15 protein-coding genes are annotated in these 15,268 nt (G+C 65.4%); 7 read left to right on the top strand and 8 right to left on the bottom strand.

Annotated features, from left to right (window positions below; genetic code table 11):
- Window positions 1–85: 85 nt before the first annotated feature.
- The 4 genes from ACFVVC_RS07875 to ACFVVC_RS07860 all read left to right on the top strand — a co-directional run bounded on the left by ACFVVC_RS07875 (window position 86) and on the right by ACFVVC_RS07860 (window position 4,381).
- Entirely contained in the window at window positions 86–574 is a 489-nt protein-coding gene (locus ACFVVC_RS07875; RefSeq protein ID WP_387450934.1) for a hypothetical protein, read from the top strand.
- 75 nt (window positions 575–649) lie between these two features.
- Window positions 650–1,786, top strand: a complete 1,137-nt coding sequence (locus ACFVVC_RS07870; RefSeq protein WP_387450931.1) for a hypothetical protein — start codon at window positions 650–652, stop codon at window positions 1,784–1,786.
- A 1-nt stretch (window position 1,787) separates the two neighbouring features.
- Complete coding sequence (locus ACFVVC_RS07865) at window positions 1,788–2,276, top strand: hypothetical protein (RefSeq protein WP_387450928.1); 489 nt, start codon at window positions 1,788–1,790, stop codon at window positions 2,274–2,276.
- Window positions 2,273–4,381: a beta strand repeat-containing protein gene (locus ACFVVC_RS07860; RefSeq protein ID WP_387450925.1), complete on the top strand. Its 2,109-nt coding sequence runs from the start codon at window positions 2,273–2,275 to the stop codon at window positions 4,379–4,381. The genes ACFVVC_RS07865 and ACFVVC_RS07860 overlap by 4 nt, the downstream gene beginning before the upstream one ends.
- Before the next feature lie 284 nt (window positions 4,382–4,665).
- Here the strand turns inward: ACFVVC_RS07860 and ACFVVC_RS07855 are convergent, their stop codons facing one another.
- Window positions 4,666–5,712 (bottom strand): transposase, encoded by a 1,047-nt coding sequence (locus ACFVVC_RS07855; protein ID WP_387450922.1) that lies wholly within the window; start codon window positions 5,710–5,712, stop codon window positions 4,666–4,668.
- Between the two features lie 549 nt (window positions 5,713–6,261).
- Between ACFVVC_RS07855 and ACFVVC_RS07850 the strand changes: the two genes are divergently transcribed.
- Complete coding sequence (locus ACFVVC_RS07850; RefSeq protein ID WP_387450919.1) at window positions 6,262–6,666, top strand: hypothetical protein; 405 nt, start codon at window positions 6,262–6,264, stop codon at window positions 6,664–6,666.
- 125 nt (window positions 6,667–6,791) lie between these two features.
- Here the strand turns inward: ACFVVC_RS07850 and ACFVVC_RS07845 are convergent, their stop codons facing one another.
- From ACFVVC_RS07845 to ACFVVC_RS07820, 6 genes are all read right to left on the bottom strand, one after another.
- On the bottom strand, window positions 6,792–7,148 hold the full coding sequence (locus ACFVVC_RS07845; protein ID WP_387450916.1) for an ArsR/SmtB family transcription factor: 357 nt from the start codon (window positions 7,146–7,148) through the stop codon (window positions 6,792–6,794).
- Window positions 7,145–7,606 (bottom strand): SRPBCC family protein, encoded by a 462-nt coding sequence (locus tag ACFVVC_RS07840; RefSeq protein WP_387450914.1) that lies wholly within the window; start codon window positions 7,604–7,606, stop codon window positions 7,145–7,147. The genes ACFVVC_RS07845 and ACFVVC_RS07840 overlap by 4 nt, the downstream gene beginning before the upstream one ends.
- 190 nt (window positions 7,607–7,796) lie before the next feature.
- On the bottom strand, window positions 7,797–8,009 hold the full coding sequence (locus ACFVVC_RS07835) for a hypothetical protein (RefSeq protein ID WP_387450911.1): 213 nt from the start codon (window positions 8,007–8,009) through the stop codon (window positions 7,797–7,799).
- Between the two features lie 241 nt (window positions 8,010–8,250).
- Window positions 8,251–10,725 carry a hypothetical protein gene (locus ACFVVC_RS07830; protein ID WP_387450908.1) on the bottom strand — a complete coding sequence of 825 codons (2,475 nt, stop codon included), beginning with the start codon at window positions 10,723–10,725 and terminating at the stop codon, window positions 8,251–8,253.
- Between the two features lie 6 nt (window positions 10,726–10,731).
- Complete coding sequence (locus ACFVVC_RS07825) at window positions 10,732–11,418, bottom strand: peptidoglycan-binding protein (RefSeq protein ID WP_387450905.1); 687 nt, start codon at window positions 11,416–11,418, stop codon at window positions 10,732–10,734.
- A gap of 490 nt (window positions 11,419–11,908) precedes the next feature.
- Window positions 11,909–12,406, bottom strand: a complete 498-nt coding sequence (locus ACFVVC_RS07820; protein WP_387450902.1) for a hypothetical protein — start codon at window positions 12,404–12,406, stop codon at window positions 11,909–11,911.
- 305 nt (window positions 12,407–12,711) lie between these two features.
- On the opposite strand from ACFVVC_RS07820, the gene ACFVVC_RS07815 reads away from it, so the two are divergent.
- Complete coding sequence (locus ACFVVC_RS07815; protein ID WP_387450900.1) at window positions 12,712–13,521, top strand: response regulator transcription factor; 810 nt, start codon at window positions 12,712–12,714, stop codon at window positions 13,519–13,521.
- Between the two features lie 97 nt (window positions 13,522–13,618).
- Here the strand turns inward: ACFVVC_RS07815 and ACFVVC_RS07810 are convergent, their stop codons facing one another.
- Complete coding sequence (locus ACFVVC_RS07810; protein WP_387450897.1) at window positions 13,619–14,035, bottom strand: hypothetical protein; 417 nt, start codon at window positions 14,033–14,035, stop codon at window positions 13,619–13,621.
- A gap of 165 nt (window positions 14,036–14,200) precedes the next feature.
- Between ACFVVC_RS07810 and ACFVVC_RS07805 the strand changes: the two genes are divergently transcribed.
- Window positions 14,201–15,262: a sodium:calcium antiporter gene (locus ACFVVC_RS07805; RefSeq protein ID WP_387450894.1), complete on the top strand. Its 1,062-nt coding sequence runs from the start codon at window positions 14,201–14,203 to the stop codon at window positions 15,260–15,262.
- Window positions 15,263–15,268: the final 6 nt, after the last annotated feature.

Genomic DNA, 15,268 nt, shown 5'->3' with positions numbered 1-15,268 from the left:
TGGGTCATCGATCCACCGGAAGGCACCTCGATGGAGCCACCTATGGGGGAACGGGTTCTCAATCACACACACAAGGAGTCTTTCCATGCGCCCAATGACCAAGAAGAACAAGATCGCCGCAGTCGCCCTGTCCGCAGCACTGGTGGCTGTTGGTGGCGGCGCCGCGTACGCCTACTGGAGCACCACGGGTTCGGGTGGCGGTTCGGCTGCGGCAGCCGCTACCACGTCGAATGTCACCATCACAGCTTCCTTCGCTCCGGGTATCACTCCGAGCGGAAATGGCGGAGCCGCCACTGCAAAGACCATCACCTATACGGCTGCTAACCCAAATACCAGCAGCACCCCCGTGACCCTGATCAATCCCGTTGTCACCACGTCGGTTGCCCAAGGAGTGGCAGGCGTCTGTGACGCTTCGTGGTTCAAGGCGACGGTGCCTGCCGGTCCGACGACAGTTGCTGCAGGTGCAACCGCGGATTCCCTTGGTACCGGACAGCTCACCTTCACCGATGACCCTACCGTCGACCAAAATGCCTGCAAGGGCGCGACCATCACCGTTAGCGTCGACAGCAAGTAGATCCTGAGCCAGCCGGGGGCGGCGCAATCCGCCCCCGGTTTGCCGTCATTTGCACCAAAAACAAGGGGGCACAGGGTGCACAAGCAGGACGGGCCATCGCGGCACGGCAAACGGATCGGCATCAAGGCAGTGCTGGCAGCGCTGCTGTTGCTGCTGGCAAGTGCGGGGGCGCTGATCGCGGCATCAAACAATCCAAAGCCGGGCATTACGGTGCAGGTCTCCCCTGCCAGCCAGTCCGTCCAGCAGGGCCAGGCGGCCGCCTACACGGTGACGTTGACGTCCACCGGGGGCTTCAGCGGAGCCGTCAGCCTGGCCACCGCGGGACTCCCGGCCGGCGCGGCAGGCGCCTTCACGCCGTCGTCCGTCACCCTGAACTCCGGCAGCACCGCAACCGCAACATTCAACGCCACCACCAGCGCCACCACCCCGGCCGGCACCAGCACCGTGCCCATCACGGGAACCAGCGGCAAGGTGTCCGGCAGCGTCGACGCCAGCCTCACAGTGAACTACAAGATGTCCACGGCGTTCTCGGTGGCCGCCACACCGGATTCCGTCACCGTCCCACCCGGGGCAACCGCCGTCTACACGCTGCAGCTGACCCGCAGCAACTTCCCCGCCGCCGTCTCCTTCAGCGTCCTGGGCGGGCTGCCCGCCGGCGCAACGGCAACGTTCTCTCCCACCCCGACCACCGGCAACTCGAGCACGCTCCAGGTGGCCACCACGGCCGCGTCGGCGACCGGCAGCTACAACCTGTACCTGGTGGGGACCGGGAAGGACTCGGCCGGGAAGTCGCAGTACGCCTATGCGAACGTCCAGCTGGTCCTGGATTCAACCATCAAGCAGTTCACCCTCTCCGGGAACGTGCCCGGGACGTTGTCACCGGGTACCTCGGCTGGACTGGACCTGCAGATCAGCAACCCGAACAACAAGTCCGTTTCCCTGACCAACCTGTCCGTAGCTATCGCGGGGGTTACCAGGAGCGCGGATGCCGTGGCGAAGAACCTGGCCTGCACGGCGGCCGACTTCACCCTCACCCAGTACAGCGGCCCGTACCCCCTGGTGGCGCCGGCCGGCAGCAGTTCACTGTCCGGACTCCGCGTGGCACAGTCCGCCTGGCCGCGGGTGGGGATGCTGGACAGCTCCAGGAACCAGGACGGTTGCAAGGGCGCAACCCTCCAGCTCACCTACTCGGGATCAGGACAGGGGAACTGAGATGACCAGCATTCACAGGCGTCGCGGCCTCCAGGCCGCCGCCCTCGCCGGCCTCCTGGCCACGGCGGGCGCCGGAACCGCCTACGCCTACTGGTCCGCGGCAGGAGGAGGCTCCGGGTCCGCCGCGGCCGGCACCATGCAGGCAGTCACCGTTGACGCCCTGGTAGCCGGCGATAACCCGAAGACGGCCCTCATCCCCGGCGGCAGCGCCGACGTCGTGCTCCGCCTGACCAATCCCAACCCCTATTCGGTGCAGGTTTACGGCGTCACCGCCAACGGCCCCGCTGCCGCTGATGCCGCACACCCGGGCTGCACCACCACCGGAGTGCGCTTCGCCGGTGCCGCGCCGCTCTCCCCCGCAACGTACGTTGCCGCGAACTCGTCAGCACTCATTACCCTCCCCGGAGCGGCCACCATGGACACCACTTCCCTCGCCGCCTGCCAAGGCGCAACCTTCAACGTCCCCGTGACGGCGGAGGTGCGGAAATGAGCTTCCGCCTGCTCCGCCGCCCGTCCCGCCGGCTGCCCTGGATCGTCACCGCCCTGTTGCTCCTGTTGGGAACGGGCACCGCCGCCTACGCCTTTTGGGCCTCCAGCACCAGCAGCAGCAACGCAGCCGCCGCGGCAGACGCGCTCTCGCCGGGCTCAAAGCCTGCGGTCACCGCCGCCGGCTCCGCGTTGACGGTCACCTGGGCCGGCGGCACCACCGTGAACGGCCGGGCCGCGACCGGCTACACCGTGGCACGCTACCCGGCGGCTACGGGAGGCACGGCCACTCCCGCCACCGGCGGGTGCGCCGGGACCGTCACCACACTTACCTGCACGGAACAGTCTGTGCCCGGCGGCGTCTGGTACTACACGGTGACGCCTGCGATCGCCCTGTGGACCGGTGCCGAGAGCCCGCGGAGCAACGGCACCAGCAGTGATTCCACCCCACCCACAGCCACCGTTTCCGGGATCTCGCCCATGCCCAACGCGGCCGGGTGGAACAACACAAGCCCCGTCAGCGTGACAGTCACGGCGGATGATGGGACGGCCGGGTCCGGCGTCGCCTCCATTTCCTACGTGCTCGACGGCGGCGCGCAGCAGACGGTCAGCGGCGCGGTGGCCGTGGTCCCCGTCAGCGGCGACGGAACCCACACGCTCACCTACTTCGCCACGGACAAGGTGGGCAATGCCGGGTCCGCGCAGAGCCAGACGGTGCGGATCGACACCCAGGCGCCGGCCGCGCCTGGGCTAAGCGTTCCGGCGTACGTCTATTCGGGGAACGTTTCCTCGGCGCCGGTCAGCGGCACCGCCGAGGCTGGGGCCAAGGTCACCCTTGTTGCCAGCGACGCAGGTTCCGCCCATTCCGTTCCGGCGACGGTTACGGCATCCGGAACGGGGACCTGGTCTGCCACTGTGGACTTGACCAGCCTGAACCAGGGCACCGTTACCTACTCGGCCACGGCCACGGACGTTGCAGGCAATACCGGGCCTGCCAGGACTGCTACTTCCACGAAGGATACGGTGGCTCCGGCCGCAGCGCAGGGCCTGAGCGTGCCGGCGTACGTGAACAGTGCCGGGGCTGGTGGGGTTCCGGTTTCCGGTACGGCTGAAGCCGGCGCCGGCGTGACGGTATCAGCCACGAGTCCGGGTTCGGCGGCAGCGGTCACCGGGACGGCGACGGCCTCCGCTTCCGGCTGGGCGGTGAACCTGAACCTCATGACCCTCAAGGACGGGATAGTCACCTACACGGTCACGGTGAAGGACGCCGCAGGCAACACCAGCACCCCGGCCACCACGACTGACACGAAGGACACCGTGGCGCCCGTCTTGACCATCACGGCGCCGAACGTACTCAAGGGAAATGTCACCAGTTACCCGGTCAGCGGGACCAACGATTCCGGTCTACCTGTAAATGTCACTGTCAGCGACTCCTCTACGAGCATCCCGGCAACGGCGTCCGGATCCAGCTGGACTACGGGCAACCTGAACTTGTCAACTCTTCAAGAGAGCAGCCCCTTGAACGTCCCGAGCATCACCATCGTGGCCACAACCGCTGACGCGGCGGGCAACACAACCACGGTCACGACCAAGGTCATCAAGGACACCGCGGCGCCGACAGTTACCGGGGTGACGCTGGCCAACGGGGGTCCGAAGCAGAACTCCGCGGACAAGGGCGACTCGGTCGTCATCCAGTTCCTTGAGGCCTTGGACCCGGCTAGATTCTGCTCCAGTGCGAGCAGTGCAACGACTTTCAACGGAACGGTGACTTTGTCCGATGTCGGGTCTAACGACACACTGAGCTTCTCCACCGGCGACTGCACGGGGTTCAACATAGGCACAGTTTCGCTGGGAGGAAATTATGTTTCGGCGACGGCCACATTCGGCCCCAACGGTAATGGTTCCGGAGGTTCTTCGACCCTCATTTGGGACTCTTCAAACAAGACGTTGACGATCAAACTTGGAAACTCGGCAACGGGGAACACGCTGCAATCGGTGACCGCAGGAAAGCCCTCCTACACGCCGTCGTCGAACCTAACCGACCTGGCCGGCAATCCCTTCGCAACACCGATTATCAGCTTCCCCTCCGCCTCGGTCACGGGGTTCTGAGCAGCCAAACGCAACGCCACGGCTCCCCATCGATTCGTCGTCGGGGAGCCGTGGCACGTTTTCGACACAGATGTTCCGCTGCGCCGCCCAAATATCGGACGCGTCAGGGGATATGGACCGCGTGGATCTGTCCGTCATGGCGCCTGTAGCGGCTGCCGGGTCACTGCGCGAAGTGCACAGACAATAGGTCCGTTGTCCGCGTACGCATCGCGGCTAGAGCAGGGGGTCGAGACGTTATGGACCTACGCCGCGGACAGACTGTTCGGTCCACCTTCACCCTCCTATTACAGTAAGCCGCGGCTGTGCAAGTACGCCCGGATGAAGTGACCCGGGCTTTGATCTTCTGCCCCGAAAACTTGCCACGCGATGGGTCCGAATGTTCCACCGAAGGCGAGCACTCCCTTCAGGAACGGCGAGATTCGGCGCCTCCACAAAGTGATGGGCTCCGGATCGGCAACGTCCCTAAACTCGTGCAGGGTCCACTTACGCAACACGGTCTCATAAGCCGCAATCTGGAGGATCTCGATTGCGCGGAGCCGGCCCGGACGACCCTTGTCCCACAGCAGTTCCTCTGCTTTGGCAACATACGCCGCAACCTTTCGACGGGCGTTCCGCTCATTTCGTCTGCTGATCCGTGACCCATGGTCGCGCCCGGGCCGTCGGGTCGCATCCAGAATGTGGGCCGCCCGGCCAATTCTCTTGGTGATCTTGTGCCTGTCAGATTTGTCTTGGTCAGTGCGGGGGGCGGCAAAGATTGCCTCATGATCCTGCTCCAGCAGTAGCCAGGCTTGCTGGAGATTGCTTACCGCGTAGGAGAAGGGTGCGAACGACCTGAAAATCAGGCCCGTAAAATACTGGGCCAAGGACCAGATGCATGCAACGAGCAACGCGTCGGCTGCCGCCGCCAAAAGGGACATGATTGCCGCGTACCACCCGTTAGAAGTCATTTCGAAGAAACCGAAAATGATCAGCACTGTCATAAATGAAAGCAGGAAGCCGAGGATACCGGCGACGATCGACAGGGGGCCGCCTATGACGTAGTCGAAAAAGATTTGCGCCCGCCGCGCCCTCTGCAGCCCTTCCACGATCTGGCTGGCCTGGACTTCGTGTTGCTCCCACTCGGCCACGAGACGCTGGAGCCGCATCTCAGTGGATTCGCTGGCACCTTGGGGGTTGGAATTCGGAGGCTGTGCTCGAAGGACACGCTCTTCAGCGAGCCAGACCCGCAAGCGGTGAGCCGTGATGCCATGTTGCTTGCAAACAGAAACCTGGGTCATTCCGTTGTCCAGCACTGCCGAGACAGCTTTGCGACGCTGTTCTTCGTCCCCCACCAAGCACTCCTAACTCATAGTGCCCCCGGCTAAACCCACTATGCACCCGCAGCGGGCGTCGGAGCTAGATGCAAGTCTTGAATTCAGGGTCTACCAGGATGAAGCGGAACGAACGCCACTGACCAGCAGAGGCGCAATCCTGGAGCTGGGTCCAAGGCGCAGAACATTCGTCAAGCTCAGCAAATGCGCCGCCATTGTTCGGCCGGGGAAGACAGACAGAATGAAGGGCCTTTCCGAGGGCGACGCCCAAAAGGTCAAAGAGGCGCTGAACATCAAGACCGTCAAGGACTTGAGCACCAACAAGTTCTTTCTCTGTACCTAGGCCGCCGCCAAGCCCGCGGAGTAGCGGGCCCCGGAGCAGCAACCAAACGAAGCCCCTGGCGCACAAGGGCCAGGGGCTTCCTGCTGTCAGGGGCCCAAACACCAACGCGCGGCGGCCCAAAATTTGCACAGCGGCTGCACAGCGGAGCCCTACACCGGGAACAGCCGGGGCCCGGATGCTTGAGTCATCCCCCTCCAGCGGAGGGCCAACCCCAGAAGGAGCCCCACATGAAGACCACCATGAAATCAGCGATCGCCAGCCTCGCCCTCGCAGCTGCGATCGGCGGCGGCGCCCTGGCCAGTGCCGCGTTGCCGGCCAATGCCGCTACCACGGATTCGAGCACCAGCCAGTCCGCCACCCAGGCGCCGCGTGATGAATCCAAGGGCGGCCACCAGGCCAACGGCATCACGGAGACGCTCCTGACCGGCGACACCGCGACCAAGGTGACGGACGCGGCCTTGGCGGCGAATCCCGGTGCCACCATCCAGCGCGTGGAGAACGACGCCGAAGGTGCCACGTACGAGGCCCACATCATCAAGTCGGACGGAACGCGCGCCACCGCCTACCTGGACGCCTCCTTCACCGTAACCTCCACGGAAACCGGTAGCCCCGGCGGCGGCCCGCAGGGCTGACCCCCAACGGCAGGGGCGAGGCAGCGTGTCAGGCTAATACCGGGCGCGCTGCTTCTGTTTGCCGTGATGCCGGCCCTCGCGCAGCTGCCGGGAACGCTCAAGGCGGCCAACCGGCGCCGGCGGCGTCAGCCCGTCGGCGCTTCCCGTTCGTCGGAACTGCGTTGGATCGCCTCGGCCATCCGCTTGATACGCTGCAGCCTGGCGTCCCAGGCAGCTCCCACGGAGGAAAGCTGCTCCACGGCACGTTCAAGCTGCGCCTGGCTCACCTCGTAAATGCGCTCCCGGCCGGACGGCCTGACTTCCACCATGCCCGCCCTGTGCAGCACCTCAAGGTGCTTGGCCACTGCTTGACGGGTAACCGGCAGGCCCCTGCTCAGGGTGGTTGCAGTGCCGCCGCCCGCGGCAAGAAGAAGGTCGAGCATCCTCCTGCGGGTGGGGTCACCCACCGCTGACCAAAGCTCGTCGTCGACCGCGACGCTCATCGCACCGAGACCGTCCTTGCCGCATAGGCGACCAGCCGAGGCAGGAAAAAGTCCCAGCCCCGCTCGTGGTCCCGGTAGTTCTGTTCGAGGACGGCCGCCTCCCAGCCTTTCTCCCGGAAGCCGGTCTCCGTGAAACGCAGCAGCGTACCGGTGCCTGATGGCGTCAGGTCAAAGGTCACCAGGAGGGAATTCTCGGGTGTAGCCGGATCGTTTTCGTAAACCCATCGGAAGGAGAAGCGCCATGACGGATCGGCTTCCACAACCGTTAGTGCCACCACCTTCGCGTCCGGCGTGGACCTGTCACCGAAGGCGATTTCACCGCGTGAACCCGGAATCGGTTGAAAGTCGGCCTCGTCGGGCCACCACTGGCATAGATGCTGAGGGTCGCTGACCACCTGGTAAACCACTTCGGGCGAAGCGTCGATGTGAATTTCCCGCTCAATAATGCCGTGTTCCATGATTTTCCCGATCTATTAGCAACCAATGGTTGCCAATAGATTACGGGCTGCTACCGCGCAACGCAACCTTTGGTTGCTCAATTCGGGGGGTCGACACGCCACGCGGGGCTGGCTCCCGATGATCCATGAGGCCAGGAGCCAGCACCTTCGGCAGCGTCCGGGCTGGGAACATCGCTCTGGCGTGCCCGTCCTATTTCTGCTCCGGTATCCAGAATGGAGCGGCCACCCCCGCGCCGGTGAGGTTGTCACAGCGGACCAACTGGGTGCCGATGCGCTCCAACGGGCAGTCGGCGTAAACGGCGAGGGCATCTTCATCGAGTGCCGTCGCGGTTTGGGCAGGCCCTGCCGGGATAAAGAGTGCAGGGAAAAGGGCGGCAATGATCGGGAAAGAGCGCTTGTGCATGGTTGTCTCCTTGGCAATGACCACAACAACGGAAGGGTGGCCGGCCCGAGACCCGGGCGGGCAGAACGGGGTCCCCCAACTGATTCCCAAAATACGGAACCTCTCAGCGCCGGAAGCGCCGACGGGTGCCAGCGTACCGGGCGCCCCGCACCTGCCGTAAGGGTGGCCCGTCCCCCTTCCGTTGAATCCACCTACCCGAATCAGGGCCAGGGTCCCCCCAACTGCCTGCCCCTAGCCCCCATCAGCCCGCGCTGGACGTCGGCAGGGGTGCCGGGGTCTCCCCCATGCCGGGATCAGCCGTGGGTGCCGGCGTCGCATAGTCAACGGACGACGTCGGCTGCCCGCCTTCCACGTACTGGCCCGCCGGTGCCGTGGCCGTCGCGGTCCCTGCCGGGGCAGGTGCGACCGTTTCGCCGGGTGCCGTCGCGGGAACCGCAGCCGGGCCGCCGGGTACCGCCGAGGCGGTGGGACCCGGGGTAGTGCCACCGCCCGGGCCCGCGGACGCCGGGGACGTTGCCACCGAGGTCCCTCCGGCCACGGAATTGCCCTTGACGATGGACGTGATCTGGTCCTTGTATCCGGACAGCGTGGCTTGGATCTCAGAGAGGGGCACGTCCTGGATGTGCCTCCCGTAGTCGGCGATCTGCGCCCACAAGGCTTCGAGCTGCTGCTTGGCGGCCGCATCCAGCGGACCGTCGAGCGTGAGGACCAGCTGGCTGGCCAGCGCGTAGGTCAGGCAGTCCAGGCAGTTGTAATTGGCAGCAGCGGAGAGGTTCTGCGGCACGATGACATTGGCCTGGCCCACCACCAGCACCACCTGGAACCCCACGGCCACGGCCGCGCACCCGGTGCAGTTGGCAAAGGCGTAGGCCTCATTGGTGCTGGTCACGGGCTCTCCGTCCTCGGCCCAGACCAGCGCGAAAGCCACGCTGTAGGCCACGGAGCCGTCGGTGGTGTTGACGGCGAGCGCCTGGTTTCCGTCGGCCGCCGGGGCGGCAGGCCGGTCGAACGGGAAGACCCAGGACGGCGCAGCCACGGAACCGCCGGACGAAGCGCTGGGAGCGGTGCCGGAAGATGCACCGGGCGAGGACGCGGCAACGGGTACCAGCACCATGCTCAGCTGCGGGTTGTCCCGGGTCGGCTTGGCGGCTCCCGCCGGCCACAACGCCACGGTCCGTCCGGCACCGCCCTGCCGCAACGCCCCGCCGTCGCGGACGGGAAGGATGGCCCGGGTGGCATCGCCGAGCGTCCCGCGTTCGTACGCCTGCACCGGACGGTACGTCCCGCCGTCGGGCCACCATGCCCAGGCCAGCCCGGCAAGCAGGACGGCGACGCCCGCCATGGCGACGGTCCGCTGGACCAGCCTGCCGCGGGTCTTCCGCCACAGGCCTGTCACCAGCTGCCGCAGCAGCCGGACCACGATGTACAGCACGCCCAGCACCGGCACGGCCACCACCACCATGGCCAGCGCCCGCACCGCAACGCCCAGGAAGTCCCCGCTGGACAGGCTGGCGGCGAGCTCTTCCTGCTGCTTCCCCACGCTGGCCCAGCCCGTGGCCAGCAGCCGCGGCAGGGACAGCACCATCATCACCATGCTGAAGAGCAGCACCGGCACGGTGACCAGGACCCAGGCGGTGACGACCGCCCGCGCCCACGGCTTGAGCACCTTGCTTTCCGGGTTCCCCCACCGCCACGGCAGGATCCCCAGGAGGGTGGGTTTGATCCGTTGGAAGAGGTCGGGCACGCCGGTGGCGTCTGCCAGGATGTGGTAGCCGTCGTACTTCACCAGCGGGATCAGCTGGCGGACCATCTGCAGGATCTGGGTGACCACCACCAGCAGGAGCGCGTCGAAGCCGGTGGCCCACCACAGGGCCACGATGGCTACCGCCACGATCGCGTTGAAGTACAGCCCGCCAAGGTCGGTGCGGATCCTGCCGCCGCGGCCCAGCCGGTAGGAGTCGGTGACGTCGGTGAAGAATGCCGGCCACAAGAGGTACAGCCCGGCGCCCATGGCTCCGGGGGTTGCGCCGCCCTTGCGGGTGGCGGCGGCGTGGCCGAATTCGTGGAAGCCGGCGGAGAGGATGGTGACGGCGAGGATCAGCAAGAGGAGGGCGGGTTGGGCAAACGCCTCGTGGGTGGCCGAGCCGAGGCCCTTGACCATGAGCACCCACCAGCATGCGGCAAGGAACGCCGCGGTCACAGCCACCACGATCAGTGGGTTGAACAGCACGGCGAACGGTGCCGTGATCCTGCGGGTCCGTTCGGGATCCGTCACGATGTAGCGGAAGCGCAGGCCCAGCAGCGGGTTGGCCTTCTTGACCTCGGGCTGGGTGCCGTCGGCAAGCCGGAGCAGGCCCATCGGGAGCAGCTGGGAATCCATCAGGGTGCGGACGTTCTCCGCGCTGACCAGCCGCCCGGACCCCTCGCTGGCGTGCCGGGCGATTCCTTCAAGGTCCCGCGTCCCGTCCGCCGCTTCCAGCACCAGGTACAGCAGCCGGGTCAGCTGGAGGGTCTGGCCGTCGCCGCGTCGCACCAGGGCGGGCGGCTCCCGGTAGCCGGAACCCTCGGCGGGGCCAAGCAGCTGCACGCCGTCGGCCAGGGCCGGAAGGTGGGCTCCCGCCGTCGTACCGCTTTGGCCCGGCGGTTCCTGGGCGAGGGAAACGCGTGACGACGGCGGGCCCGCCTCGGGAGGCGGGCCGCCGTGGGTTTGGGTCATCTTGGTTTACTGCTGCAGGTTGGACGTCTGGCCGGCTGTGGCGTTGGCCGCGCCGTCAATGTGCTGCGAGATGGTGGCGCTCTGGTCCGAGATGGCGTAGGCCTGGCTGTCGATGGAGCCGATATTCGCGGCAACGGCTGCGTCGATGGGGGCGGCAACGTTGGCGTTCGCGGCCACGGCACCGTTGATCGGTGCGGCGATGGCGGCGTCGGCGTCCAGGTTCACATCCACGTTCAACAGGTTGCCGTTCAGCGCGCCCGCGGCATCAGTGACGCCACCGGTACTTGTGGGGGCGGGCGCTGTTCCGGTGGTTCCATCCGTGCTGCCGGTGGTGCCGGGGTCGGTGGTGCCGGTGCCCGCGTCGGTGGTGCCGTCGCCCTGGCCGATCACGCTGTCCTGGGCGGAGTTGGCATTGGCGTCGGCCACGATGCCCTGGTCAATCGCAGCATCCTGGTGCGAGAGTGCTTGCGCGTCAGAGCCGAAGGAGAGGATGTTGGCCGAGGCTGCAGCGTCGATGGGGGCCGCCACGTTCGCATTGGCCGCTACCGCCAGGTCGATCGGAGCTGCTGCGTTGATGCCCAGGTCCAGGTCCGCGTTCAGGTCCAGGACGGATGCCACTTCCTTGTCCGGCAAGGCGGTGGCCTGCTCAGACATCAGTTCTTCATTGGTGAGGGGACGCAGTTCGTTGTCCATGCTTGAGAGACCTCCGGTGCGGCGCGGGTGCTCTGCCCCCAGCGGGCAGCCCGCGCCCCACAATAGTAAGCATGGTTAGCAGTTTTGCGAAGCACTGCCAGGGTCCCGGCGGCGGGGGCCGACCTCGGCGGCTTCGTGGCCTACTTCTGCTCGGGGATCCAGGCAGGTGCTTCCGCTCCAGTGCCCGTGAGATTGTCGCAGCGCACGAGCTGGGACCCGATCCTTTCCAGCGGGCAGTCCACGTATGCAGTCAGTGGGTTGTCCCCGGAATCGGATGAATCGGCAGTTCCTCCTCCGGTGAGGAATAGCGCAGGGAAAAGGGCGGCAACGACTAAGTTGTGTTGTGCGATCATGGCTGTCTCCAAGTACGGCACGAACTGCAATGGGTGGCCAGCCCAAGAGAGTGGCGGGAAATGCCGGCGATTGAAGCACTTCGCCGCCACCTTGTTGCGCTGGCCCGGTGACTGCCGTGTGGCGTCCTGTGGCGTTGCTAGCCCAGCGCAGCGCAGACGTCCACGGCTTGCCCTGAGGTGCGGGCCAACGTGAACACGCCAGTGGCGGGATCGACCGTGTAAACGATGGTCCCGATGTACTGGGTGGTGGTTGGGCCAGCCGGAACGTCGGTGGGGAAGAGAATCAATCCGTTATGGCCACTTGCGCTGACGGTAAAGGAACCGTCAGCGTTGTACGTGGTCTTCGATACCGAGCCGCTCGTGTTGAAAGAAATGGACCGCTGGTTCGCCAGGTTTGTATAGGTGAGCAGGACGCCCTTTCCCGCCGCAATGGTACGGACCTTGCTTCCGTCCCTGTCGTAGAAGTCTTTTGTCTGCAAATTACCTCCGGAGCTCTGGAGTTGCAGGTCAAAGTTTGCACAACCCAAACCTGCAGGCAGGATGAGGGAATCGTCCGCGCGGGCTGGTTGGGCCGAGGCCACCGCGGTGGCCGTCAGCAGCGCAACGAGCGCAAAGGGCTTGGCTCCATTTTTCATGATTCTTCTCTATTCAAAATTGGGTGCTGGTGCGATGTGTCTTCCCGGAAATGGAGTGTGCCTGCGCGCTGCCGGGCAAGCCGTGCGACCGGACCTGGATCGCAGCCTTCCCGTGGATGCAGGCGGCTCCAGTTCAATGGATGCAGGACAGTGAGGTTAGTTTCTGTGCCCGCTATGTCCAGCTTAGAAAAGTTTTCGGGCTGTTTCCCTAAGCAGTTCTACGTACTGGAAGGAACACCAAACAGGGGCTTAAAGGGGTAGCATCGCGGCTGTTGCTGAGCGCCGCCTGGATCTAAGATTCTCGCGTGGTTCGCAATGACGCGCTTTACAAATTGTGGCTGGAGTTCTTGGGAGACGTCTTTCAGGGGCCACCGGCCGCGTCCACGCATTACGAGGCACAGCTTCTTAAGCTCATGTCCGAGTCGTTCAACGGTTCGTTTGCATCGCGGAACCACGTAAGCCCGGCGTGGGAAAACCATATCCTTTCCTGTTGGCCGCGCGACTACATTCCGAACGACCCTCCAGGCGGGTACGACTTCAGGCAACAACCGCTGCTTCGCTGGTTTGTGTTCACTGGGCAGACCGCGCCGCAGTCCTACGGCCGGGTCCCCACCGCGTTGGCCAGCGACCACCAGAAAGGGGTTTGGGAAGACTTGTCCCGCCCCTGGGGCGTTAACCATCAGCTCTCCATACCGCTGCGACTCGGTGGCCCCGACCATAGCGCCTACCTTGTCTCCCGGCCTGACAGGGACTTCACTGAACAGGAGATGGCGCTGGCCGGACTGCTGCAACCCGTACTCACCGGGCTGTCCCTCCAACTGAGTGTTGCCGCGGCGCAGGCCAACCTGGTCCCGAAGAGCTCAGCACATGATTTGACGGTTCGTGAGCTGACTATCCTGACGCTCCTGAGTGAGGGTCTAACGGCAGAAGCACTCGCCAGGCGGCTCACCATATCGCCACGCACTGCAACCAAACACCTTGAGCATATTTACCGCAAACTGGACGTGCGTGACCGGCTCATGGCAGTCCAAAAAGCACGCCTGTTGGGCATCTTGGCACCAACACCTGAGATCCCCGCCATTCGCTCAGGGTTGGTTGCGGGCTCTCCGGGATAATTTCATGACGAATGGCGTTTAGAGAAGGTAGCGGAGACCATACACCCGCCCCCTGACGGCGCGGCCGTCGGGGTTTCACGCGAGGCAGCCGGCCAGGTCAGGCCAGGTCCTCGAAGCTGTCCTCGCCCGGGCGCCAGACCATCCACGCGCCATCCTCGAATCCGTTGAGTTCCGCGATTTCCACGAAGACCTCGTCCTTGGCCGGGTGGATATGGATCGCGCCCTGGTCGAGGCCGATGCGGAGGCCGTCAGCGGTGGCCTCGGCGGTTGACACCACAGTGCCGGGTGTCAGCCGCCTCAGCGCATCGGCATAACCGAGGTCCGGTTCATGCCAGAGACGGCCGGCGTGCTGAACCACGGGCCACACGTAGGAGTTCAGTGTCACGGGTCCGGAGCCGGGAGCGCCGTCGAAGCGCAGCTGCACGTAGTCGTTGAGGACGAACTCCACCGAGTACAGCCGGTCCCCCACCAGCCGTGACAGCAATTCATTCGGCACGTAGGGCTTCCCCTCCATGGCCTCATACCCCTTTCACTGTGCCCGAAAGACGACTCTAGCCAATGGAGCGTGAATGTGGGTTTGAGCAGCGTGAAGATGGGTGACCAGCACAAATGTGGGTACGGCCCAGGCATGGGGGAATACGTCACGCGGTTTAGCGACCCACCAGGAAGGGACCCCGGATTGGAATCACTGCCCGTTGCAGTCCTCCTGCTCATCTTTGCCGCCGCTGCGGCCGTGATCTGGGTGGCCGGGATCCAGCTGTCCAAACAGACGGATATCCTCGATGACCGCCTGCACCTGGGCTCCGCGCTGGGCGGCCTCATCCTGCTGGCCATCGCCACCAACCTGCCCGAAATCGCCATCACCGTCTCCGCGGCCCTGGCCAACAACATTGGCGTGGCCGTGGGCAACATCCTGGGCGGCATTGCCATCCAGACGGTGGTGCTGGTGGTCCTGGATGCCCTGGGCACCAAAGGCGGCCACCCGCTGAGCTACCGCGCGGCATCCCTGACGCTGGTGATCGAGGCGGTCACCGTCGTCGCCGTCCTGGGCGTGGTGATCGCCGGCAGCCAGATGCCCGGCAACCTGGTGGCGTTCCGGCTCACGCCCGCCGCGGTCCTCATTGCGGTGTTCTGGATTGTTGGCCTGATCCTGGTGCAGCGCTCCCAGAAGGACCTGCCCTGGCACCAGCAAGGGGACGCCCCCGGGGCGCAGGACAAACCCAGGGGGCACTCCAAGAAGCAGGGCGCCGAGAAGAACAAGCACCTGCGCACCGGCACCTCTGTGCTGGTCTTCAGCGTCGCCGCGCTTGCCACCCTGGGCGCCGGTGTGGTGCTGGAACGCAGCGGTGATGCGATCGCCGGAAACATCGGACTCTCCGGGGTGCTGTTCGGTGCCACGTTCCTCGCACTGGCAACCTCGCTGCCGGAGATCTCGACCGGGCTTACGTCCGTGAAGCAGGGGGACTACAAACTCGCGTTCAGCGACATCTTCGGCGGCAATGCCTTCCTTCCGGTGCTGTTCCTGGTGGCGGTGCTGATCACGGGCAAGCCGGTACTCCCCCAAGCCCAGTCAACGGACATCTACCTCACCGCGCTGGCCATCCTGCTCACCCTCGTCTACCTGCTGGGGATCCTCTTCCGGCCGCAAAAGAAGCTGCTGGGCATGGGCGTGGACTCCCTGCTGGTCCTGGTGTTGTACCTGCTCGGCGTTGCCGGGCTGTTCGCTGTCGCGGCTTCCTAGAGCGGG

Source organism: Pseudarthrobacter sp. NPDC058196 (assembly GCF_042882685.1).
In the GTDB taxonomy this organism is placed as follows: Bacteria; Actinomycetota; Actinomycetes; order Actinomycetales; family Micrococcaceae; genus Arthrobacter.
Note: the sequence above shows the minus strand (reverse complement) of the source record. Positions and strands in the feature narration are given on the sequence as shown.

Excerpts from the sequence above, each read along its gene's own strand:
- ACFVVC_RS07875 (WP_387450934.1), top strand. The coding sequence starts at position 86 with ATGCGCCCAATGACCAAGAAGAACAAGATCGCCGCAGTCGCCCTGTCC.
- ACFVVC_RS07865 (WP_387450928.1), top strand. The coding sequence starts at position 1,788 with ATGACCAGCATTCACAGGCGTCGCGGCCTCCAGGCCGCCGCCCTCGCC.
- ACFVVC_RS07860 (WP_387450925.1), top strand. The coding sequence starts at position 2,273 with ATGAGCTTCCGCCTGCTCCGCCGCCCGTCCCGCCGGCTGCCCTGGATC.
- ACFVVC_RS07850 (WP_387450919.1), top strand. The coding sequence starts at position 6,262 with ATGAAGACCACCATGAAATCAGCGATCGCCAGCCTCGCCCTCGCAGCT.
- ACFVVC_RS07845 (WP_387450916.1), bottom strand. The coding sequence starts at position 7,148 with ATGAGCGTCGCGGTCGACGACGAGCTTTGGTCAGCGGTGGGTGACCCC.
- ACFVVC_RS07840 (WP_387450914.1), bottom strand. The coding sequence starts at position 7,606 with ATGGAACACGGCATTATTGAGCGGGAAATTCACATCGACGCTTCGCCC.
- ACFVVC_RS07835 (WP_387450911.1), bottom strand. The coding sequence starts at position 8,009 with ATGCACAAGCGCTCTTTCCCGATCATTGCCGCCCTTTTCCCTGCACTC.
- ACFVVC_RS07830 (WP_387450908.1), bottom strand. The coding sequence starts at position 10,725 with ATGACCCAAACCCACGGCGGCCCGCCTCCCGAGGCGGGCCCGCCGTCG.
- ACFVVC_RS07825 (WP_387450905.1), bottom strand. The coding sequence starts at position 11,418 with ATGGACAACGAACTGCGTCCCCTCACCAATGAAGAACTGATGTCTGAG.
- ACFVVC_RS07820 (WP_387450902.1), bottom strand. The coding sequence starts at position 12,406 with ATGAAAAATGGAGCCAAGCCCTTTGCGCTCGTTGCGCTGCTGACGGCC.
- ACFVVC_RS07810 (WP_387450897.1), bottom strand. The coding sequence starts at position 14,035 with ATGGAGGGGAAGCCCTACGTGCCGAATGAATTGCTGTCACGGCTGGTG.